The sequence below is a fragment of the Paracoccus caeni genome, assembly GCF_016629665.1.
Classification (GTDB): domain Bacteria; phylum Pseudomonadota; class Alphaproteobacteria; order Rhodobacterales; family Rhodobacteraceae; genus Paracoccus; species Paracoccus caeni.
In genome coordinates this window covers 1,113,606-1,134,528 of record NZ_JAEPRQ010000001.1, presented here as the reverse complement: position 1 = coordinate 1,134,528, position 20,923 = coordinate 1,113,606, and the positions used below count along the sequence as shown (strand labels likewise).

Sequence of the window (20,923 nt, the reverse complement as noted above, 5' to 3'; positions counted from 1 at the left end):
TCCTAGAGCATTGAAGGAACGACCAGATCCGGCGGCCGGTGGCCATCGGCAAAGGTCTTGATATTGATGATGACTTTCTCACCCATCTCCATCCGGCCTTCGATCGTGGCGCTGCCCATATGCGGCAGCAGGACCACATTCGGCAGTTCGCGAAGGCGCGGATTGATTTCGTGCCCATGCTCGAACACGTCAAGCCCGGCACCGGCGATCTCGCCCGCGCGCAGCATCCGGGTCAGGGCGTTCTCATCGATCACCTCGCCGCGAGAGGTGTTCACGACAACCGCGCTTGGCTTCAGCAGCTTCAGCCGCCGCGCATTCAGCAGGTGGAAGGTCGAGGGCGTATGCGGTGCGTTGACGCTGATCACGTCCATCCGCGCCAACATCTGATCAAGGCTTTCCCAATAGGTCGCCTGCAGATCCTCTTCGATCTCGGGGCGCAGGCGGCGGCGGTTATGGTAGTGGACCTGCATGCCGAAAACATTGGCACGCCGCGCGACGGCCTGACCGATCCGGCCCATGCCCAGAATGCCCAGACGCCGCCCGCCGACGCGCCCGCCCAGATGCGAGGTCGGCGACCAGCCCTGCCAGCGCCCGGCCTGCATCTCGGCCAGACCTTCAGGAATGCGGCGGGTGACGGCAAGGATCAGGCCGATCGTCATGTCGGCGGTATCCTCGGTCGCGACGCCGGGCGTGTTCGACACCAGAATGCCGCGCTGCCGGGCCGACTGCACGTCAAGATGGTCCACGCCCGCGCCGAAATTCGCGATCAGTTTCAACCGCTCGCCCGCCTGCGCCAGCATGTTTGCATCGATCTGATCGGTCACCGTCGGCACCAGAACGTCGGTGTCCTGCATCATCCGCACCAGCTCTTCGCGGTTCAACCGACGCTCATCCTCGCGCAGCGTCACATCGAACAGCTCTTTCATGCGCGTTTCGACCGCCTCGGGTAATTGACGGGTGACCGAGACGCGCAATTTGTGGCGTGAAGGTTGCAGGCCGGACATGGTAACCTCACTTTCTCGAACTCGTGTCGGCGGCGCACTTCCAAAGCCGCACGGCTTTTGGCAAACTGCCCGCGTTGAGGGGCAGGCACAAGTCCCAAGGGATAGCAGGCAGGGCCGATTTTCAACGGTCCGTCCGCAATATCCCGATGACAGAGGCGAGGGGTGGCCGGCGACGGTCGGGAAGACAGGAACGGACTATATGAAGTCGTTTAAGTCAGGCGGGCATCTGCCCGCGGCGTTACTGGCATTCGGGCTGATGCTGGGCACGTCATTGACCGCATGGGCCGAGACGCCGCAGGTGCGTGTCGAACAACAACAGGTTCCGCAATCGGCGGATGCGCAGATCACCCGCGTTCAGGGCGAAGGACAGGCAGGCACCCGAGGGGCGGTGACCAATCTGCCGCTGCCGCGCTATGTCAGCCTGAAGGGCAGCGAGGGGAACGCCCGGCGCGGTCCCAGCCTGTCGCACCGGATCGACTGGGTTTTCCGCCATGCGGGAATGCCGCTGCGCGTGGTCGCCGAGTTTGGCCACTGGCGTCGGGTCGAGGACAAGGACGGTGCCGGGGGCTGGATTCACTACGCGCTTCTGTCGGGCGTCCGAACCGCGCTGATCACGCAGGACATGGCCGAATTGCGCAGCCGCCCGAACATGGATTCAGGCGTTGTCGCACGGGCCGAATCCGGCGCCATCGTGCGCCTTGGCGAATGCAATCTGGACTGGTGCCGCGTCTCGGGCGGCGGGCAGCGCGGTTGGGTTCCCAAGACCAGCATCTGGGGCGTGGACGCCACCGAGACCCGCGAATAGGCCCGATGCACACGAAAATCCGCGCCGTTTTGCATGGCGCGGTCATCGTGGGTTCGGATCATCGGTTTTTCGGGAAATAGGGGCTTGCCCGCTCAGGCGGGACAGCGGGAATAATCCAGCTTCGCATCATTCTCGATAATGCGCAGAACATTCGCCTGCGCTTCCATCCGAATATCGCGGTTGAAGCGCTGGCCTTCCCCCAGACACATCAGCGTGCCTTCGGACGCATTCGGCTGACCGCCCTTGCGGCCAAAGGTGCATTCCGATTCGTAAAAGCGGAACGTATCGCCCTGCACCCGCAGCCGGGTCATCGAGTTCTGATTGCCGCATTCGGCAGCATCCAGATTATAGACCCCGTCAACGACCGGCAGCGTCGAATCGCTTGGTCCTGCCATGCTGTCCTCGGCGGACTCGGGCACACAGGCGGCAATTGCCAATGTAGAAAGCACCATAAGCCGCCTTCTGATCTTCATATCTTCCGTCTCCCTGCAGAGAAGAGCCGGTCAGATCAGACCGCGCCCTCTCAGCAACGCATCGACCCCCGGCATGCGTTCCCTGAAGGCGATCCAAAGTTCGTCAGCAGGCGAAGATCCGCCTTTGGACAGGATCGTCTGCTCCAGCCGCCTTGCCGTTTCCGGGTCGAAGATGTCGCCGGTTTCTTCAAACGCCGCAAAAGCGTCGGCGTCCATCACTTCCGACCACATATAGCTGTAATAGCCGCTCGCATAGCCTTCGCCGCTGAAAACATGGGCAAAATGCGGCGTTGCATGGCGCATTGGAATCGCGGGCGGGGCGTTCAGGGCGTCCAGCACCGCGGCCTGTTTCGCCATTGCATCCGTCGCAGGCGCACCCCGATGGAAGGCCAGATCGACCAGCGCGCTTTCCAGATATTCGGTCGTTCCGAACCCCGCATCCGCCTTGCCCGCGGCCAGCAGACGGTCGCGCAGATCGGCAGGCAGCGGCTCTCCGGTTTCATAGTGCCGCGCATGGGCGTCCAGCACCTGCGGCTGTTCCAGCCAATGTTCGTAAAGCTGGCTGGGCAGTTCCACGAAATCCAGCGCCACCGATGTCCCCGAGATCGAGGGCCAGGTCACATCCGACAGGATATGATGCGTCGCATGGCCGAATTCGTGAAACAGCGTCCGCGCATCGTCCCATGACAGGAAGGCGGGCGCGCCCGGTTCCTCGGGCGGGGTGAAGTTGCAGACATTGACGACGATAGGCCGCTGCCCCTCGCCGATCTTGTGCTGGCCTTGCAGGGTGGAGCACCATGCGCCGGAACGTTTGGTCGGCCGCGCGAAATAATCTCCGACGAAGATCGCCATCAGCTTGCCGCCGCGCGTCACCCGCCACGCCCGAACATCCGGTGCCCACAAAGGCGCGGTGAACGGCTGGAACTCCAACCCGAACAGCCTGTGCGCCACGTCGAAAACCGCGCCCAGCATCGCGTCCAGCGTCAGGTAGGGTTTGACCACCGCCGCATCGAAATCATGTTCGCGCGCCCGCAGCTTTTCTGCGTAGAAGCGCCAATCCCACGGCTCGAGCGCGCCATTGACGCCATCGTCGCGCAGCATCGCGGTCAGCTTTTCCTGATCCTCGGCGGCGCGGCGGGTGGCGGGCTCCCAGACCTGCATCAGCAGATCCTCGACCCGTTCTGCCGTGCCCGCCATTTCCGGCTCCAGCCGGTAGGCGGCGTAATCGGGATAGCCCAGAAGCCTTGCCCGTTCATTCCGCAGCGCAAGGATTTCGGCGATCAGCGGCAGGTTGTCGGTCGCCTCTCCCCCCGCGCCCTGCCCCGAGCCGCGCGCGGTCCATGCCTTGAACGCCACCTCGCGCAGCGCCCGATCCTCGGAATATTCCAGAAACGGCACGATCAGCGACCGATTCAGCGTCACGATCTGCCCATCAAGCCCACGTTCCTTCGCCGCCGCCCGCATCGAGCGAACCAGCCAGTCGGGCAAGCCTGCCAGTCGGTCATCAGCGATGGGCAGGACATAATCCCGCTCATCCGTCAGCACGTTCTGCGAGAATTGCGTGGTCAGCACGGCGCGACGGGCGCTGATCTGGGCCATGCGGTCGCGCGCCTCGCCGGTCAGGCCAGCGCCTGCACGTTTCAGATTGCGAAGCGTCAGTTCGGTGATCCGGCGATCCTCAGGGGCAAGGCTGTCCGCCTGTTCCCATACAGCGGCGACACGCGCGTAAAGGCGCGGGTCCATGTTCACGCGGCTGCCGTAATCGGCCAACACGGGGGCGAATTTGCGCTGCAACTCTTGCCGGGCCGGGTTCGAGTCGACGCCAGAGAGGTTGTAGAAGATCGACAGCAGCCGGTTCAGACGATCCTCGACCGTTTCCAGCGCGGCGACGGTATTTTCGAAACTCGGGGCTTCGGGATTGGCGGCGATGGCCTCGATCGCGGCTTCGGCGGCGGCCAGTTCAGCCTCGAAATCAGGGGCGAAATCGGCATCATTGATCAGGTCGAAGCGGGGAAGGCCTTCCGGGCCGGTCCATTGCGTCAGTTCTGGGTTCATCGCGGCAATCCTTTCGGTTGCCGGAAACCTATGTGGCTTTCGGGGTAGCTTCCAGAGCCGATCCGCAAACCGGGCAATTCGCGCGTCGGGAAATTCCGATCATCCGGGTTTCGCCGTAAAGCCCGTCAAACAGCAGCAGCCGCCCGGCCAGCCCCTGCCCCGCGCCGGTCAGATGCTTGATCGCCTCAAGCGCCATCATGCTGCCGATGACGCCGGGAAGCGGACCAACGACACCCGCCTCGGCGCAGGCGGGGGCAAGGCCGGGGGCTGGCGGTTCGGGAAAGATGCAGGCCAGACAGGGCGCGCCACGGGCTGGATCGTAAAGCGTCACCTGCCCCTCCCACTGCGCGATGGACCCGGAGAGCAGCGGCACTTCGGCTTCGACGCAAAGCCGGTTCACCAGATCGCGGGTGGCGAAACTGTCGGTGCCGTCAAGGACCAGATCATGCCCAGCGATCAGCGGCAGATCGGTGTCGGTCAGCGCGCGGGTAACGGGCGTAATCTCAACGTGAGGGTTCAGGTCGGCCATGTTCGCGGCGGCAGCATCGGCCTTCATCTCACCACGCTGGCGGGTCTGGAAGATCACCTGCCGTTGGAGGTTCGAGACGCTGACCGTATCGCCATCGCTGACCGTGATCCGCCCCACACCCGCCGCCGCGAGATAAAGGCAGACCGGCGCGCCAAGCCCGCCAGCCCCAACGACCAGCACCTTCGCCTGCCGCAGCTTCATCTGCCCCGGCCCGCCGATTTCGCGCAGCACCAGATGGCGGGCGTAGCGGTCAAGCTCGGGATCGGTCAGGCCGGTATCGGCAGCTTGTTGAGGCGGTTCTTGCCCGGCAATCGCATTGCGGCGAAGCCAGCCAAGACCCACGCGATATGCAACGACCAGTACTGCCAACACCCCGCCGAACAGCCAGCCTCGTAGGGAACCACCAAACATCGCCCCCGCTTGCGGCGAGGTCAGATGCAGCAGAACGATGGCCAGCCAGATCAGCGCCAGCACCGCTGCGATCAACCGGCGCGGCAGGCCGAAAAACAGCCCCGCCGCCCCGACAACCAGCAGCAGCGCCAGACCGGACATCAGCCGCGTCCCGTGGACCCGAAACCGCCTGCGCCACGAGCGGTCTCGCTGACCTCGGTTACTTCCTCGAAGACGGCTTGCGGTGCGCGAGCGACGACCATCTGGGCGATACGCTCGCCATGCGTGACCAGAAAAGGCTCCTGCCCCAGATTGATCAGGATCACGCCCAGGGGGCCGCGATAATCGCAATCGATGGTGCCAGGACTGTTCGGCAGGCCGATACCATGCTTCAGTGCAAGGCCCGAACGGGGGCGGATCTGCACCTCCCAGCCTTCCGGGATCTCCAGCACCAGACCTGTCGGGATCAACGCCCGCTGACCGGGTTCCAGCGTCACACCGTCCCGCGAAGCTGCGGGGAAATTCGCGCGCAGATCGGCACCTGCCGCGCCCGGTGTTGCATAGGCGAGCAAGGGTTGGTCGTGATCGGATTCCGGCAGGCGCTTGATCCTGATACGTGGCGTGTCTTGCATATGTTCCCTCAAAGCAAAGGCCGCGCGGCTTATGCCAGCGCGGCCCGGTCGTCTCCGATGTCGCGAACCGCCTTAGCGGGGCGAGATCATCATCACCATCTGGCGGCCTTCCAGCTTGGGCATCGATTCAATCTTGCCCAATTCACCGATATCATCCCTGACCCGGTTCAGAAGTTCCAGCCCCAGATCCTGGTGGGCCATTTCGCGGCCACGGAAGCGCAAGGTCACCTTTACCTTGTCGCCGCCTTCCAGAAACTTCACCACGCTGCGCATCTTGACATCGTAGTCATGGGTATCGGTCCCCGGACGGAACTTGATCTCCTTGATCTCGATGATCTTTTGCTTCTTGCGCGCTTCGGCTTCACGTTTTTGCTGTTCGTATTTGAATTTGCCGAGGTCCATGACCTTGCAGACCGGAGGGGTCGCGTTCGGCGAAATCTCGACCAGATCCAGCCCGGCATCTACGGCCATCTGCAAACCCACGGAGGGCGGCACGACGCCGACATTCTCTCCATCAGGGCCGATCAGGCGGATTTCGGACACACGGATGCGTTCATTGACGCGGGGGCCGGTGTCACGGGTGGGCGGTGCGTTGTGCGGTCGACGGGCTATGGCGTTGCTCCTTTGATAGCCTTTTTGGAATAGACGGAAAATAAGCGCAGAAGCCGGGTAGTTCAACCGGATTTGAAGTCGAATCAGTCGCTCAATAAAGGTTAACGCGACAATCTGGCCACGTTCCGGACCATGTTCGGAACGTCGAACCGCTTTTCCGGGGCGCGCCCCTGTGCGATAGACGATGTGAACCGGTTTCTTGGAGAATTCGTCCCGATGCGCAAGCTGTTTTCCCTGCTCGTGATTCTTGCGGTTGCAATTGGCGGCTGGTGGTGGTGGCAGAATCAGCCCGCCACTGACGGCGCCGAGGCCCCTTCCACGCCCGAGACCGCCACTCCCGAGACTGCCGCGCCGGAAGCGCCCGCCGGGACTTCTGCCGAAGAACCTGCGGTGACCGAAGCCGATGATGATGCTGCGACGACCGAGGCCGCGGGCGCTGCGGCGGATGCCGCTGCCGACGCCGCTGCCATGGCCGCCGATGCTGCGGCAGAGGCGGTTCGCGCATCCGAAGTAGCCGGGGTCGAGGCCGCCGGGGTCGCCGCGACCGAGGCCGAGGCCGCAGCCGAAGCTGCGCTGGAAGCTGCAGACCGCGCCGCCGATGCCGCAGCCAATGCTGCGGGCGACATCGTCTCGGGCACGCAGGACGCCGCGGAAGAAGCCGCGACCGCAGCGCAGGATGCCGCCGCCGCCACGCAGGAAGCCGCAACCGCCGCCGCCACCGCCGGCCAGATCGAGGCGCTGCTGACGCCAGAAGGCTTCGATGCAGGCCGCGCGATCGAGTTGATCGACGCCTCGCAAATCCCTGAAACGCAAAAGGCCACGCTGCGCCGGTTGATCCAAAGTGCGGGCAACAATCCCGATCTGCTGCGCTCGGCACTGGATCAGGTCAAGGCCGTGATGCAGTGACCACGCCCTCGCTCAGGCATTTTCTGGACAAACGGCCCGAGGCGTTGTCGCGCGGGCCGTTAGCCCTGATCCTGATCGAGGATGCAAAGGCGATCGCCGAGACATTGGCGCATCACGCAGCACTTGGCTTTCGCCATATTCTTGCCCTCTCGCCCGAGCCGGTGCCGATCCCCGACGATCTTTCCCCCCTTGTCACCAACGTCATCTGGGACACGCGCCAGCCCGATGCCCATACCGGCGCGGTCAATGCGGTGATCGAGGCGGTGCCGCCCGGCACATGGCTATATTACTGCTACAATGCCGAGTTTCTGTTCTTCCCCTTCTCGGAAAGCCGCAGTATCGGCGAATTGCTGAGCTTCCATGTCGAGGAACGGCGGGCGGCGATGCTGACCTATGTTATCGACCTTTACGCCCCGGATCTGGCCGTCTACCCCGACGCGATCAGCCTTGATTCCGCGATGTTCGACAGCACCGGCTATTTCGCGCTAGGTCGTCCCGGCCCCGACGGCGTACATCTGGAGCGGCAGTTGAATTTCCACGGCGGATTACGCTGGCGGTTCGAGGAACATCTGCCCGCCGACCGCCGCCGCATCGACCGTATCGCGCTGTTCCGCAGCACCCAGAATTTGCGCATCACCCCCGATCACCGCTTCAATATCGAGGAATACAACACCTATTCCTGCCCCTGGCACCACAATCTGACGGCGGCAATCGCGTCTTTCCGGGTGGCGAAGGCGCTGGTGACCAATCCGGGATCGCGCGAGTCGATCCACAGTTTCGTCTGGCGCAATTCCCGACCCTTCGACTGGCGCGCCCAGCAATTGCTGGAACTGGGGCTGATGGAATCGGGGCAATGGTTCTGACGCGACCTTCTGTCACACCGATCCGGACGCCTGCCATAGTTGGATGAAATGCCTGCGTGGCGAAGCTTCAAAGGAATAAGCCGCTGAATACTGGCAGGCGACAGCAGGCTTCCCCATATGAGGCGCAGCGTTCCAGAAGAAAGCGGCCGCACTTGCACGGGCAAGGAACGGGATGCTAGACGAAACGTCAACTTGAACACTACGTTGTGATGAACCAGATCCGGCCCGCGAGCCGACACGAAAGGCAAGACCCGCATGGCGATGACGCAAACCAGCTTTGACCGCGAAGACCTTCTGGCCTGTGCGCGTGGAGAGCTGTTCGGCCCCGGCAATGCGCAATTGCCCGAACCGCCCATGCTGATGATGGATCGCATCACCGATATTTCCGAAGATCGTGGCGAACATGGCAAAGGTCATGTCGTCGCTGAATTCGATATCAACCCCGATCTGTGGTTCTTCCCCTGCCACTTCCCCGGCAACCCGATCATGCCCGGCTGCCTTGGCCTTGACGGGCTGTGGCAGTTGACCGGCTTCAATCTGGGCTGGCGCGGCTGGCAGGGTCGCGGCTATGCGCTTGGCGTGGGCGAGGTCAAGCTGACCGGGATGGTCCGTCCCGACCGCAAGATGCTGCGCTATCACGTCGATTTCACAAAGGCCGTGCAGACTCGTCGCCTGACCATGGGCGTGGCCGATGGCCGCGTCGAGGCGGATGGCGAAACCATCTACCTGGTCAAGGACATGAAAGTCGCCCTGTCGGCCAGCTAACCTCAATTATAAGGAGGCCCCCATGAGACGCGTCGTCATCACCGGGCTTGGTATCGTCTCGCCCATCGGCAACAATGCCGAAGAGGTTACCGACAGCCTGCGCGCCGGACGTTCCGGCATTGTCTTTGCCCCCGAATATGCCGAACACGGCTTCCGCAGCCAGATCCACGGCATGCCGCAGATCGTGCTTGAAGATCATATCGACAAGCGCAACCTGCGCTTCATGGGTCCGGGTGCGGCCTATAACTTCATCGCCATGGAACAGGCGATCAAGGATAGCGGGCTTGAGGAAAGCGATGTCTCGAACCCGCGCACCGGGCTGATCGTCGGATCGGGTGGACCGTCCACCTCGAACTTCTTCGACGCCCATCAGATCGTCATCGAAAAGGGTAGCCCCAAGCGGATGGGCCCGTTCATGGTGACGCGCTGCATGTCATCCACTAACTCGGCCTGTCTGGCGACGCCGTTCAAGATCAAGGGCGTCAACTATTCGATCACCTCGGCCTGTTCGACCAGCGCGCATTGCATCGGCAATGGCGTCGAGCAGATCCAGATGGGCAAACAGGATATCGTCTTTGCAGGTGGCGGCGAAGAACTGGACTGGACCCTGTCCTGTCTTTTCGACGCGATGGGCGCGATGTCGTCGAAATACAACGACACCCCCACAGCCGCGTCCCGCCCCTATGACGCCACCCGCGACGGCTTCGTCATCGCAGGCGGCGGTGGTGTGGTGGTTCTGGAAGAACTGTCGCACGCCCTTGCCCGCGGCGCGAAAATCTATGCCGAAGTCACCGGCTATGGCGCGACCTCGGACGGCTATGACATGGTTGCCCCGTCGGGCGAAGGCGGCGAACGGTCGATGCGTCTGGCGCTGGACACCCTGCCGGAAGGCCGCAAGGTCAGCTATGTGAACGCGCATGGCACCTCGACACCGGTGGGCGATGTGGGCGAGATCAAGGCGCTGCGCCGGGTCTTTGGCGAGGGGAATACCCCGCCCGTCAGCTCGACCAAGTCGCTGACCGGGCACAGTCTTGGCGCGACGGGCGTGCATGAGGCGATCTATTGTCTGCTCATGTTGCAAAATGACTTCATCACCGCATCGGCGAATGTCGGCACGCTGGACCCCGAGATCCAGCCGGGCGAGATTGCGACGACTCGCGTGGACAATGCCGGTCTGGATTCGGTCCTGTCGAACAGCTTCGGCTTCGGCGGCACCAATGCCACCCTGCTGATGTCGAAATATCGCGACTGACACAGACCCGAGGGGATGAATATGGGCGATCTTCTGAAAGGCAAGCGCGGCCTTGTGATGGGGGTCGCCAATGACCACTCCATCGCCTGGGGCATTGCCAAAGCCGCTGCGGCGCAAGGTGCCGAGCTTGCCTTTTCCTATCAGGGCGATGCGTTCGGCAAGCGGGTTCTGCCTTTGGCACAATCGCTTGGCTCGGATTTCCTGCTGGATGTGGACGTGACCGACGACGCCTCGCTGGATACGGCGTTCAGCGAGATCGGCTCGCGTTGGGGTAAGCTGGATTTCGTGATCCACGCCATCGCCTTTTCCAACAAGGACGAACTGACCGGCCGGTTCCTGAATACCAGCCGGGCGAACTTCAAGCACAGCCTTGAAATTTCGTGCTATTCGCTGATCGAGGTGGCACGCCGCGCCCATCCGCTGATGGCCGATGGCGGGTCGCTGATCACGCTGACCTATGGCGGCTCGAACCGGGTGACGCCCTTCTACAACGTCATGGGCGTGGCCAAGGCGGCGCTGGAATCCTCGGTCCGGTATCTGGCCAACGACCTTGGCCCGGACGGAATCCGGGTGAACGCGATCAGCCCCGGCCCGATGAAAACGCTGGCAGGCGCGGCCATCGGTGGTGCCCGCAAGACCTTCCGCCATACCGAGGCGAACGCGCCCCTGCGTGCCAATGCCACGCTGGACGCAATTGGCGGCACGGCGGTCTGGTTGCTGTCGGATTGGGGTGCCTGCACCACGGGTGAGGTGGTGCTAGTCGATGGCGGTTATCACGTTCTGGGCATGCCGCAGAGCGAGAACCTGTAAAGGCCGGGGGCTTCGCGCCCCGTCGCCGGCTGGTTCTCGAACCAGTGGCGCACCAACCGGCGACCCCCCGCGGAATATTTGAGGACCAATGCAGATGAGTGTCGGCTTCTTTCAGGCAAGTGACGGGGCGCGGATCGCATATACGGATCAGGGCAAGGGGTTGCCGGTTCTTTGTCTTGCCGGCCTGACGCGGAACATGGCGGATTTCGACTATGTCGCGCCTTATCTTGAGGGGGTTCGGCTGATCCGCATGGATTATCGCGGGCGCGGCCAATCGGCCTATACCGGGGCCGAGACCTATACCGTTCCGATCGAGGGGCGGGATGCGCTGGAACTGCTGGATCATCTGGAAGTGACGCGGGCGGCGGTGCTGGGCACCTCTCGCGGTGGGCTGATCGGGTTGCTTTTGGCGGCGGTGGCACATGATCGATTGCTGGGGCTATCTCTGAACGATGTCGGGCCGGTGATCGAACGCGCCGGGCTGGAGCGGATTTTCGACTATGTCGGGCGGAACCCCTCGGCCAAGACCTACGAGGCGCTGGCCGAACGGCTGCCTGCGGCGATGCCGGGCTTTGCCAATGTGCCCGATGGTCGCTGGCTGGCCGATGCGCAGAAACATTACGATCAGACCCCCGAAGGGCTGCGGATCAAGTATGATCCGGCTTTGCGAGAGGCGTTTCTGGCCGCGTTTCAGGGCGAAACGCCCGATCTGTGGCCGCTTTGGGCGGCGACTGCGGGTTTCCCGGTCGCGCTGATCCGCGGGGCCAATTCCGATCTGCTGTCGCGCGCGGTGGCGGATGAGATGAAGGCCCGTCGTCCCGATCTGATCTATGCTGAGGTACCAGACCGGGCGCATGTGCCGTGGCTGGATGAGCCGGAAAGCCTTGCCGCCATCAACGACTGGATCGCGGCGATCCGCGCCGCCTGAGCCTTAGCGACGGCGGATCAGTTCCCGAACCACGGCTTTCGGCTCGGACTCCAGCGCCTGCGCGGTGATTTCCTGCCAGTCATCTTCGGTGAAAGGCGGAAAATAGGCCTCTGCGCCGGGAACCTCGATATCAACCTCGGTCAGCAGAAGTCTGTCGGCGATGGGCAGCATCTCACGAAAAACCGCCTCGCCGCCGATACCGTAGATACGGAAATGCCCCTGCCCTTCGCAAAAGCGGATCGCAGAGGCGGTATCTGGAAAGACATGCTCGGCAATGTCGGATTGCCGCGACAGCACGCAATTCAGGCGGTTTTTCAGCGGGCGGACAGGCAGGCTGTCCCATGTCAGCCGCCCCATGATCAGCGCACCGCCGGTCGTCTCTCGCTGGAACATCTTCAGATCCTGCGGGATGTGCCACGGGATCTGGTTGTCCTTGCCGATGGCATTATCCCTTGCACGGGCGACGATCAGGGTCAGCATCGGGTCACACCGCCACCGGGGCTTTGATCGCCGGGGCCGGGTCGTAGCCTGCGAAGCGGAAATCCTCATACCGGAAATCGAAGATCGAGCCGACCTCTCGCGTCAGTTCCAGCTTCGGCAGCGGTTTCGGATCGCGTTCAAGCTGCGTTTTCACCTGATCCATGTGGTTCAGATAGATATGCGCGTCACCGATGGAATGAACGAAATCGCCCGCCTCATATCCCGTCACATGCGCCAGCATCGCCAGCAACAGCGCATAGGAGGCGATGTTGAACGGCACCCCAAGGAACATATCCGCCGAGCGCTGGTAAAGCTGCAAATGCATCTTTCGCCCGATAATGCGGACCTGCCACAGCGTATGGCAGGGCGGCAGCGCCATCTGGTCGATCTCGCCGGGGTTCCAGGCCGAGACGATCAGGCGGCGGCTGTCAGGGGTCTTGCGGATCGCCTCGACCAGCTTGGCGATCTGATCGACCTCGCCGATGATCGGGCCGCTTTCGCCTTCGCGGATCGCGGGGAAATGCCGCCATTGGTGGCCGTAAACCGGACCAAGATCGCCCTTCTCATCCGCCCATTCGTCCCAGATCGAGACGCCGTTTTCCTTGAGATAGGCGATGTTGGTGTCGCCCGACAGGAACCACAGCAGTTCATGAACGATCGAGCGCAGATGCAGTTTCTTCGTCGTAACCAGCGGAAAACCGTCTGACAGGGAATAGCGGCTTTGCAGCCCGAAATGCGAGATAGTGCCGGTGCCGGTGCGGTCGGTCGATTCGGTGCCTTCGCGCAGCACGGTCCTCAGCGCGTCCAGATATTGCTGCATCCCTGTCCCCTGTCGCCGCACCCGATGGAGTCCGGTTCTGCCATGAAAACGCCGCCGCTGTCGAGCGGTGAGGCCCGATTTGCCACGCCCCGCGCCACATGCCAATCTGACACCGACACCGGCAACACAGTAAGGAGCCCGCATGAAAATCCGCTATCTGCACACCATGGTCCGTGTGAAGGATCTGGAGAAGACGATGGAGTTCTTCAGCCTGCTGGGTCTTGTCGAAACCCGCCGCACCGAGAATGAAAAGGGCCGCTTCACGCTGGTCTTCATGGCGCCGCCCGATCAACCGGAATGTCCGGTCGAGCTGACCTATAACTGGGACGGTGATGAAGGCCTGCCCTCGGACAGTCGCCATTTCGGGCATTTGGCCTATCGGGTCGAGAATGTTTACGAGATCTGCCAGAAGCTGATGGATGCAGGCGTCACCATCAACCGCCCCCCGCGCGACGGTCACATGGCCTTCGTGCGCAGCCCCGACAATATCTCGATCGAGATCCTGCAAGAGGGCGACCATCTGCCGCCGCAGGAACCTTGGGCCAGCATGGAAAATACCGGCCACTGGTAACCTCACCGCCGCGTCGCCGAAAAGGCGGCGCGGTTGCTAATAAATGTAGCGGATTTGTTCGCCCCAGAAGCGTTCGATCCGGCGGCTTTGCAGGTTCACCTGATAAAGCGGCGGGTCTTCCAGAATGCCCGACATCGCCAGCCCCTCGGCATGGCGCAGGAACATGCGATGCACCAGTTCGCGCACCACAAGCCCGGTATCGGTCAACCGAACCCGGACCGAGCGACGGTCAAGATCGCTGCGTTCGTGATGGACATAGCCCATCGAGACCAGCTTCTTCAGATTGTAGCTGACATTCGAGCCCTGATACATGCCGCGAGATCGAAGCTCGCCCGCCGAAACCTCGGATTCGCCCAGATTATACAGGATCATCGCCTGAACCGGGGTCAGATCGTTGCGGTTCAGACGTTCGAATTCGTCCTTCACCAGATCCAGCATCAGCCGGTGCATCCGTTCCAGCAATTGCAGCGAATCCAGATAGGCGTCGGTCGTTTCAGAAAGATCCGGCACCAGCCGGGGATCGGCAAGCTGGTGGATGTCGCGCGATGCAGGTGAAAGCATGGCCATGGCATTCCTAATTCAGTTCGTCACCAAACCGTCATCGCGCAGAAACACGAATCTGAGGTTAATTTGACCGAACTTGCCACCGCTCAATGCTGAAAATTTTAGCGAGACCGGCCCCGCCTGACAGAATCAGCCTGCCGGGCGCAGCCGCGTCTGGGCGAAATCGGCGATAAGGTCCAGCATCGGCGCAAGCGCCGCCGGGCCGGTCTGGTCGCCGCGATTGATCCGGGCCGTCAGCCACAGATACAAATCCTGATCATTCTCGTCCAAAACCGCCTCGTAGCTGTCCAGATCGAACGTGCTCAGCCCGGCCAATGGACCATCGGCGAAATGGCCCAGGATCAGGTCCATCTCTTTCATGCCCCGCCGCCAGCTTCGAAGCTTCAGGCGACGCATCCGCGTCTCGTGGCTTTCCGCCGTCATTGATTCACTTGCCCTTCCAACCGCGTCAGCCGCTGCAAAGCCTCTTGCAGCAGGCGGCGAAGCTCTACAAGCTCCGTGGCAAGATCGTCGGCATCGGGCGTCACCAGACCGGCGCCCTCGCCCCGCTGCAGCCAGTCGGCGGAGACGCTCAGCAGGATCGCGATCCGGCCCAGACCCTCATCGCTTGGGGCGGCCTGATCGACCTCCCACCCCTCGATGGTGTCAACGCCAAGGCCCAGACGTTCGGCCATCTGTTCAACGGTATAACCCGCAGCTTCGCGCGCGGCCGTCAGGCGGTCGCCCAGCGTTGCCTCATCAGGTCCATACCCGTAGTAGTCTGACATCATTCGCCTCGCTTGTAGGTCTTTTCGGCGCAGCGTAAGTGATTGTGGCACGTATTACAAACCGACGAGGACGACATGGGTTTCCTGTCCGACCGATTGGCCCGCATCAAGCCATCGCCCACCATCGCCATGACGACCCGCGCGGCAGAGCTGCGCGCACAGGGTCAGGATATCATCGGCCTGTCGGCGGGTGAGCCGGATTTCGACACGCCGTCCACCATCCGCGACGCCGCCAAGGCCGCCATCGATGCAGGTCACACGCGCTATACCGCGGTTGACGGAACCCCCTCGCTGAAGCGAGCCATTTGCGAAAAGTTCAGCCGCGAGAATGGTTTGGACTATAAACCCTCCGAAATCAGCGTCGGCACCGGCGGCAAACAGATCCTGTTCAACGCGCTTCTCGCGACCCTGAACGAAGGCGATGAGGTGATCATCCCCGCACCCTACTGGGTCAGCTATCCCGATATGGTGATCCTTGCGGGCGGCACGCCGGTCATCGTCGAATGCGGCATCGAGGACGGGTTCCGGCTGACAGCCGAGGCGCTGGAGGCAGCGATCACCCCCCGGACCAAGTGGCTGATCCTCAATTCGCCGTCGAATCCCTCGGGTGCGGCCTATGATCATGATCAGATCAAGGCGCTGACCGATGTTTTGCTGCGCCACCCGCAGGTCTGGGTTCTGGCCGATGACATCTACGAGCATCTGGTCTTTGACGGTTTCGAATTCGCCACACCGGCGCAGGTAGAACCGAAGCTGAAGGATCGCGTCCTGACCATGAACGGGGTCAGCAAGGCCTATGCAATGACCGGCTGGCGCATCGGCTATGGCGCCGCGCCGGAAGCGCTGATCAAGGCGATGGCGATGCTGCAATCGCAATCGACCTCGAACCCCTCGTCCATCGGCCAATATGCGGCAGAGGCGGCGCTGAACGGGCCGCAGGATTATATTGCCGAAAGCCGCGCGGTGTTTCAGCGTCGGCGTGATCTGGTGGTCGCGGGGCTGAACGACTGTCCCGGCATCGATTGCCCGACCCCGCAGGGCGCGTTCTATGTCTATCCCTCGATCCGGGGGCTGATCGGCAAAACCTCTGCCGCGGGCACCGCCATCGCGGATGACGAGGCTTTCGCCAATGCGCTGCTGGAAGAGACCGGCGTGGCGGTTGTCTTTGGCGCGGCATTCGGCCTCAGCCCGCATTTCAGGATCAGCTATGCCACCAGCGATGCACAATTGACCGAGGCGGTCGCACGAATCCGCCGGTTCTGCGAAGGGTGCAACTGACCGCCTGCCGCCGCGTTGAGAGACGTGAGCAGCAACGAAGGAGGTCAAAGAATGCTATCCGAGAACGCGCTTGTCGTGGTTGCCGACGGGCAGTCAGCAGTCCTGTTCCGCAATATCGCCCGTCACGGGGTCGAACTGGGCGAGGCGGAGAAGCTGACACGCAAGGATCTTGATCAGGAACCGCCCGGTGCGGTGACCGACGAAGGTTCGGTCAACGAGGACGAAGACACTGCCTTTCCGGCGCAGCTTGCCGATCATCTGAACGCATTGGCGCTGAAGCAGAAATTCGAGGATCTGGCGATCATCGCCGATCCGGCGACCCTTGGCATCATGCGCAAGCGTTACCACAAGGAATTGCAGTATCGGCTGCGGAAGGAACTGGCGAAGAACCTGACCAACTCTGACGTGAAAGCGATCGAGGGCGCGCTGGCCTGAACGCCCGCTACGGGATCTGATCGGCGGGCAGAAAATCCGGCCCGCCGATCTTTTGCATTTTACGGCGACGTAACCACGCCTGACCTCTTTGCGCTCAGAACGTCGAGGTCACAGACAGGGTCGCATTGCGCGGATTGCCAAAGTCGATCTCGCCCCAGCTTCCCGAATAGTAATGCTTGTCGAACAGGTTGTTGACGTTCAGTTGCGCCGACCAGCGGTCATTGATGTCATAGCGCGCCATCACATCAACCACCGCGAAGGAACCCTGATGGGTGCGATAGGTCCCGGTGGAATTGGTCACGTCCTGATAGGTGTCGTTCTGCCAACGGAAACCACCGCCAACGGTCAGATCGCTTAGCGCGCCCTGCATCTTGTAGGTGCTGAACAGCTTGACCGTCTGCGTCGGCTCCCAGGGCTGGAAGGTATCGTCGTTCTGGTCGCGCAACTTCACTGTGGAGGCGCCGAAGAACAGGTTCCAGCCCGGCTGGATTTCCCCATTCACCTCGATCTCCACCCCGCGCGAGACGATTCCGTCCACGCCGATATAAGCAGGTTCCGGCGATCCGGGGATCGTGTGGCCGGCATCCTCAACGCCGAAATTGTCCTGATAGCTTTCAAACAACGCCAGCGATGCTGTCACCCGGCCATCCATCAACTCGCCCTTGGCACCGATCTCTTTGTTCCGGCCCAGAAGCGGGTCCAGATATTTGCCGTTGCGGTCGCGATAGTCCTGCGATTGGAAGACATCGGTATAGCTTGCATAGACCGACCATTCGTCGCTGAGGTCATAGACCAGCCCGGCGAAAGGCGTGACATGCTTGAATTTGCGATAGCCCTCGCCGTATTCGAAATACATGTTCCCGCTCCAATCGGTATAGCGGGCGCCCATCACCAGCTTCAGCCGGTCGGAAAGGTTGAACTGGCCCGATCCATAGGCCGAATAGGTGGTGCGGTTGACCTGCCAATCCTCGTCGGATTCGGCCCAGACCGGACGCGGATAGGTGCCGTCGAAATCAAGGAAATTGACCGGCGGTTTCGGTTCATCAATCGCTTCCGGCCAGTCGCGCTTCATCCAGTCGCGGTCGGCCTGCACGCCGAAATTCAGCGTATGACTGCGCCCGAACAACTCGACCGGGCCGGTCATCTTCACGTCCAGCGACAGCAGCTTGTTGCGGTCACTGCCCGCCCACGCCCCGCCGATCATGCCAAGCCCGGTAACCGGATCAAGCTCGCCCGAGTAATAGACCAGATCGGCATCATATTTCCGCCAGGTTGCACCCAGATTGGCGGTCGCCTTCCAGCCGTTGTCGAATTCATGCTCCAGCCGCGAGATCAGCGAGGTCTGTTGACTGGCCCAATAGGCCCATTCCGGCGCGTGCGAGAAGTTGCGGTCGAAATCCGTCGGCGTGCCGTCCGAGAAGATCAGCGGAATCCCGCCCCAGGTCGATCCGCGCGGATCGTGGTTGCGGTGTTCAAGGATGAAGCTCAGCCGTGTCGAAGACGTCAGATCGGCCTCGATCGTGCCATAATAGGTCTGCTTCTCGACGCTGTAGCGATCGACGAAGGACTCTTCGCTGGCCACATCCACGATCAGACGGCTGCGCACGCGCCCGTCGCCGCTTAACGGTTGCGACAGATCAAGCGTCCCGCCCAGCCGGTTCCAACTGCCATAGCGCAACTCGACCGTGCCGCCCGCCACATCGCTGCTGGCGCGCTTGCGGGTGATCGACACTGCCGCGCCCGGCTCGCCTGTCCCGGTCAAAAGGCCGGTCGCGCCGCGCAGCACCTCGATATGGTCGTAGGTCGCGGTCGAGGAATGCACCGACACGCCAGAGAACCAGCCCTGATAGGTCGGCACCTTCACCCCGTCGATGATATAGTTCCCGATCCAGAAGCCGCGCGCACTGATGCTGTCACGGTCGGTCTCGTAGCTCGAAGCATTGATGCCGGTCGTATAGGACAGCGCGTCCAGCGTCGAATTCAGCCCCTGATCAGTGATGCGCTGCTGACTGACGACGCTGACCGATTGCGGTGTCTCGCGAATGCTCAGCGGCAGGCCGGTCGCGGTTTCGGCGGCACCCGCGTCATAGCTGCCGGTCCCTTCGGTCAGGGTGTCGTCCACGACGCCAAGCGTGATCGTGTCAAGCAGGATAGGCTGTTCCGCCGTGCTGGTCTGTGCGGCGGCCGGTAAGACGAAACCCGTCGAAATCAGGGTCGAGGTCAGCAATCCGCGAAGGATGGAGAGAGGGGGCAAGGACATCGCAGCACAATCCGATGAAAGGGTTGTCGGCTGGCAAATGCTTGCTTTGGCGCGGCGATAACAAGAATGTCATCCATGCTCAAGACGACGTGAACGTCATGCGTCAGGTTCCGCCGGTAGGGCCGCAGACGCTATGGCCGCCTGACCACAGCCTCCGGGACGGCGATGGTTACGCCCCTGCAAACCGGACCGTTGAGGGTAATCATCCACCAACCCTCGACCGGCTGGTTGGGCTTGCCGATGGCCGGAAAGATGCCGCTGGACGGAAGCGGACAGGCGTCTTCAAGCCCTTCGGCATAGGCGCTCCAGCCGCCCTGGGGCATGAAGTCGATGGCCGATCCGGTCCCGCCTGCGGCAGCTATCTTGGCCTGTCCGTGCAGATAGGTCAGCACCGCCAGAAGCGCACAGGTCACGCAGAAGAGTGTCAGCAAACAGCGATTGGTCCGCCGCATCCGGTATTCCAGATCCTGAAAGGCGGCAAAGCCCACCACTTTCGTGCGCAAATCTTCCAGCCGCTTGATTTCGGCCAGATTGGGCGGCGACTGCTTTTCCTCGTCCTCCAGCATCTTCTCAAGCGCCGCCATATCGGCGACATCACCCGGCAGCAGTTCCTTCAGATGCGGCGCAAGGTCGGTTGCAATGCGGGTATCGGTCAGCTTTGAAACGCCGAAAGCAGATGAAAAAAGCAGCGCCTGAACCCGCCATAATCCAATCAGCACCGCGACCAGCGCCGCAATGCCCAGCAATGCACCAAGCAGCAGATAGCCGCCCGACAGATCGGGGATGACCGCGAAAGAGATACCGCCCGCAAGGATCGCGCCCAGTCCCGTCAGCGCGGCAACATACCATTTGACGGTCTCGCGCAGTTCCTTGCGCGAACCGGCATAGATATCAGGTGACGCATCGCCCATCCCGCTCACCGTCCCTGTCGAGGATTAATCCGCAAAGCCCTGTTTGGGCAGTTCCAGCGGGATGATGACCTGACCACCCGTGCCGCCTTTGGGCCCCTGCGGCGCGGATGCGGGCGGAACTTTCACCTCTGCGGCGCCGGTCTGCTGCGCCACCGCCCCCAACAGGGCATCCAGCGCGTCCGAGCGGTTCTGATAACCGCCCTGCTCGACCAGCCGGTCCAACGTCCGGTGAAGGGAATCGTTCTCGCCGTCCTTGCTCATGACCTATCTCCCTGATGACAAAGGGATGGTCTCATGAAGCTTTCAAAAATACAAACAATTCAGTTCAGATCAGGGAACGCCCGCAGCGCGGGCATTCCCGATGCGTTTCATTACTGGATTTTCGCCCAGGTCTGGCTTTTGCAGATCAGCCCGCCCGCGACACAGCCCGACAGGCTCATCCGGTCGCCCGCCACACTGGCCTTGCCGTTGTAAACCTTGTCATTCGCCGGACGCCACACCTGCCCGCGATATTCGCCACCGCCCTGAGGCGCCATGTCGATGACGATCTGACGACCGACATTCGGCGACTGGAATTCCGCACCATCCTTGAAGGTCCGGGTGATCGTGCCGCAGAAGGCACCGCCGCAGGGGGCGATATTGACATAGGCAAAGGCGCCCTCGTCCGGTTGCGTCTGCCAGATGCCCTCGATCGGGTCGGCGGTGGCCGCCGTGCCCGCAAGGGCGAATGCGGCGGCGATGATGAATTTGCGCATGAATGCTCCTCCTCAGGATACGCAGGGATGCTGCGCTGTCGCCGCCACTTCTGGCAAG

At 62.3% G+C, this 20,923-nt stretch carries 25 protein-coding genes; 10 read left to right on the top strand and 15 right to left on the bottom strand.

All coding sequences use genetic code 11. The annotated features are described in order from the left end of the window. Positions 1-2: 2 nt before the first annotated feature. Positions 3-1,004 carry a 2-hydroxyacid dehydrogenase gene (locus JJJ17_RS05400; protein ID WP_200684314.1) on the bottom strand — a complete coding sequence of 334 codons (1,002 nt, stop codon included), beginning with the start codon at positions 1,002-1,004 and terminating at the stop codon, positions 3-5. Positions 1,005-1,203: 199 nt separating this feature from the next. Between JJJ17_RS05400 and JJJ17_RS05395 the strand changes: the two genes are divergently transcribed. Further along, on the top strand, positions 1,204-1,809 hold the full coding sequence (locus JJJ17_RS05395; RefSeq protein ID WP_234463878.1) for an SH3 domain-containing protein: 606 nt from the start codon (positions 1,204-1,206) through the stop codon (positions 1,807-1,809). 92 nt (positions 1,810-1,901) lie between these two features. Here JJJ17_RS05395 and JJJ17_RS05390 read toward each other — a convergent pair whose 3' ends face one another. The 5 genes from JJJ17_RS05390 to infC form a co-directional block, all read right to left on the bottom strand. After that, the gene (locus tag JJJ17_RS05390) at positions 1,902-2,204 is read right to left on the bottom strand and encodes a hypothetical protein (protein WP_200684313.1); all 303 of its coding nucleotides are present in this window, start codon (positions 2,202-2,204) and stop codon (positions 1,902-1,904) included. 108 nt (positions 2,205-2,312) lie between these two features. Beyond that, positions 2,313-4,337: a M3 family metallopeptidase gene (locus tag JJJ17_RS05385; RefSeq protein WP_200684312.1), complete on the bottom strand. Its 2,025-nt coding sequence runs from the start codon at positions 4,335-4,337 to the stop codon at positions 2,313-2,315. A 28-nt stretch (positions 4,338-4,365) separates the two neighbouring features. Beyond that, entirely contained in the window at positions 4,366-5,418 is a 1,053-nt protein-coding gene (locus tag JJJ17_RS05380; protein WP_200684310.1) for a HesA/MoeB/ThiF family protein, read from the bottom strand. Beyond that, positions 5,418-5,888 carry a dUTP diphosphatase gene (gene dut / locus JJJ17_RS05375; protein WP_200684308.1) on the bottom strand — a complete coding sequence of 157 codons (471 nt, stop codon included), beginning with the start codon at positions 5,886-5,888 and terminating at the stop codon, positions 5,418-5,420. Before dut ends, JJJ17_RS05380 begins: the two co-directional genes overlap by 1 nt. Positions 5,889-5,960: 72 nt before the next feature. Next, complete coding sequence (gene infC, locus JJJ17_RS05370; RefSeq protein WP_200684828.1) at positions 5,961-6,500, bottom strand: translation initiation factor IF-3; 540 nt, start codon at positions 6,498-6,500, stop codon at positions 5,961-5,963. 216 nt (positions 6,501-6,716) lie between these two features. On the opposite strand from infC, the gene JJJ17_RS05365 reads away from it, so the two are divergent. The 6 genes from JJJ17_RS05365 to JJJ17_RS05340 all read left to right on the top strand — a co-directional run bounded on the left by JJJ17_RS05365 (position 6,717) and on the right by JJJ17_RS05340 (position 12,024). Further along, on the top strand, positions 6,717-7,406 hold the full coding sequence (locus JJJ17_RS05365; protein ID WP_200684306.1) for a hypothetical protein: 690 nt from the start codon (positions 6,717-6,719) through the stop codon (positions 7,404-7,406). Continuing rightward, positions 7,403-8,269 carry a glycosyltransferase family 2 protein gene (locus JJJ17_RS05360; RefSeq protein WP_200684304.1) on the top strand — a complete coding sequence of 289 codons (867 nt, stop codon included), beginning with the start codon at positions 7,403-7,405 and terminating at the stop codon, positions 8,267-8,269. Before JJJ17_RS05365 ends, JJJ17_RS05360 begins: the two co-directional genes overlap by 4 nt. Positions 8,270-8,524: 255 nt before the next feature. Continuing rightward, the gene (fabA, locus tag JJJ17_RS05355; RefSeq protein WP_200684302.1) at positions 8,525-9,034 is read left to right on the top strand and encodes a bifunctional 3-hydroxydecanoyl-ACP dehydratase/trans-2-decenoyl-ACP isomerase; all 510 of its coding nucleotides are present in this window, start codon (positions 8,525-8,527) and stop codon (positions 9,032-9,034) included. 22 nt (positions 9,035-9,056) lie between these two features. Continuing rightward, positions 9,057-10,286: a beta-ketoacyl-ACP synthase I gene (gene fabB / locus JJJ17_RS05350; RefSeq protein WP_200684300.1), complete on the top strand. Its 1,230-nt coding sequence runs from the start codon at positions 9,057-9,059 to the stop codon at positions 10,284-10,286. Positions 10,287-10,307: 21 nt separating this feature from the next. Then, positions 10,308-11,096 (top strand): enoyl-ACP reductase FabI, encoded by a 789-nt coding sequence (locus JJJ17_RS05345; RefSeq protein WP_200684298.1) that lies wholly within the window; start codon positions 10,308-10,310, stop codon positions 11,094-11,096. Between the two features lie 94 nt (positions 11,097-11,190). Continuing rightward, positions 11,191-12,024 carry an alpha/beta fold hydrolase gene (locus JJJ17_RS05340; RefSeq protein WP_200684296.1) on the top strand — a complete coding sequence of 278 codons (834 nt, stop codon included), beginning with the start codon at positions 11,191-11,193 and terminating at the stop codon, positions 12,022-12,024. Between the two features lie 3 nt (positions 12,025-12,027). Here the strand turns inward: JJJ17_RS05340 and JJJ17_RS05335 are convergent, their stop codons facing one another. Then, positions 12,028-12,504: a dihydrofolate reductase gene (locus tag JJJ17_RS05335; protein WP_200684294.1), complete on the bottom strand. Its 477-nt coding sequence runs from the start codon at positions 12,502-12,504 to the stop codon at positions 12,028-12,030. 4 nt (positions 12,505-12,508) lie between these two features. Beyond that, positions 12,509-13,324, bottom strand: coding sequence for a thymidylate synthase (locus JJJ17_RS05330; RefSeq protein WP_200684292.1), 816 nt, complete (start codon positions 13,322-13,324; stop codon positions 12,509-12,511). 142 nt (positions 13,325-13,466) lie between these two features. Between JJJ17_RS05330 and JJJ17_RS05325 the strand changes: the two genes are divergently transcribed. Then, positions 13,467-13,895, top strand: coding sequence for a VOC family protein (locus JJJ17_RS05325; RefSeq protein WP_200684290.1), 429 nt, complete (start codon positions 13,467-13,469; stop codon positions 13,893-13,895). A 36-nt stretch (positions 13,896-13,931) separates the two neighbouring features. Here the strand turns inward: JJJ17_RS05325 and JJJ17_RS05320 are convergent, their stop codons facing one another. From JJJ17_RS05320 to JJJ17_RS05310, 3 genes are all read right to left on the bottom strand, one after another. Then, positions 13,932-14,462: a MarR family winged helix-turn-helix transcriptional regulator gene (locus tag JJJ17_RS05320; protein WP_234463877.1), complete on the bottom strand. Its 531-nt coding sequence runs from the start codon at positions 14,460-14,462 to the stop codon at positions 13,932-13,934. A gap of 126 nt (positions 14,463-14,588) precedes the next feature. Beyond that, positions 14,589-14,855, bottom strand: coding sequence for a succinate dehydrogenase assembly factor 2 (locus JJJ17_RS05315; RefSeq protein ID WP_234463876.1), 267 nt, complete (start codon positions 14,853-14,855; stop codon positions 14,589-14,591). A gap of 23 nt (positions 14,856-14,878) precedes the next feature. Beyond that, positions 14,879-15,229, bottom strand: a complete 351-nt coding sequence (locus JJJ17_RS05310; protein ID WP_200684286.1) for a helix-turn-helix domain-containing protein — start codon at positions 15,227-15,229, stop codon at positions 14,879-14,881. A gap of 72 nt (positions 15,230-15,301) precedes the next feature. Here JJJ17_RS05310 and JJJ17_RS05305 point away from each other — a divergent pair, with 72 nt between their 5' ends. Next, positions 15,302-16,504 (top strand): pyridoxal phosphate-dependent aminotransferase, encoded by a 1,203-nt coding sequence (locus JJJ17_RS05305; RefSeq protein ID WP_200684285.1) that lies wholly within the window; start codon positions 15,302-15,304, stop codon positions 16,502-16,504. Positions 16,505-16,555: 51 nt separating this feature from the next. Continuing rightward, on the top strand, positions 16,556-16,939 hold the full coding sequence (locus JJJ17_RS05300; protein WP_200684284.1) for a baeRF12 domain-containing protein: 384 nt from the start codon (positions 16,556-16,558) through the stop codon (positions 16,937-16,939). Between the two features lie 94 nt (positions 16,940-17,033). Here the strand turns inward: JJJ17_RS05300 and JJJ17_RS05295 are convergent, their stop codons facing one another. The 4 genes from JJJ17_RS05295 to JJJ17_RS05280 all read right to left on the bottom strand — a co-directional run bounded on the left by JJJ17_RS05295 (position 17,034) and on the right by JJJ17_RS05280 (position 20,865). Then, on the bottom strand, positions 17,034-19,199 hold the full coding sequence (locus JJJ17_RS05295) for a TonB-dependent siderophore receptor (protein ID WP_200684283.1): 2,166 nt from the start codon (positions 19,197-19,199) through the stop codon (positions 17,034-17,036). A 131-nt stretch (positions 19,200-19,330) separates the two neighbouring features. Then, positions 19,331-20,110 carry a hypothetical protein gene (locus JJJ17_RS05290; protein ID WP_200684282.1) on the bottom strand — a complete coding sequence of 260 codons (780 nt, stop codon included), beginning with the start codon at positions 20,108-20,110 and terminating at the stop codon, positions 19,331-19,333. Between the two features lie 24 nt (positions 20,111-20,134). Beyond that, complete coding sequence (locus JJJ17_RS05285) at positions 20,135-20,371, bottom strand: ribbon-helix-helix domain-containing protein (RefSeq protein WP_200684281.1); 237 nt, start codon at positions 20,369-20,371, stop codon at positions 20,135-20,137. Between the two features lie 110 nt (positions 20,372-20,481). Next, positions 20,482-20,865, bottom strand: a complete 384-nt coding sequence (locus tag JJJ17_RS05280) for a DUF2147 domain-containing protein (protein WP_200684280.1) — start codon at positions 20,863-20,865, stop codon at positions 20,482-20,484. Between the last annotated feature and the right edge of the window lie 58 nt (positions 20,866-20,923).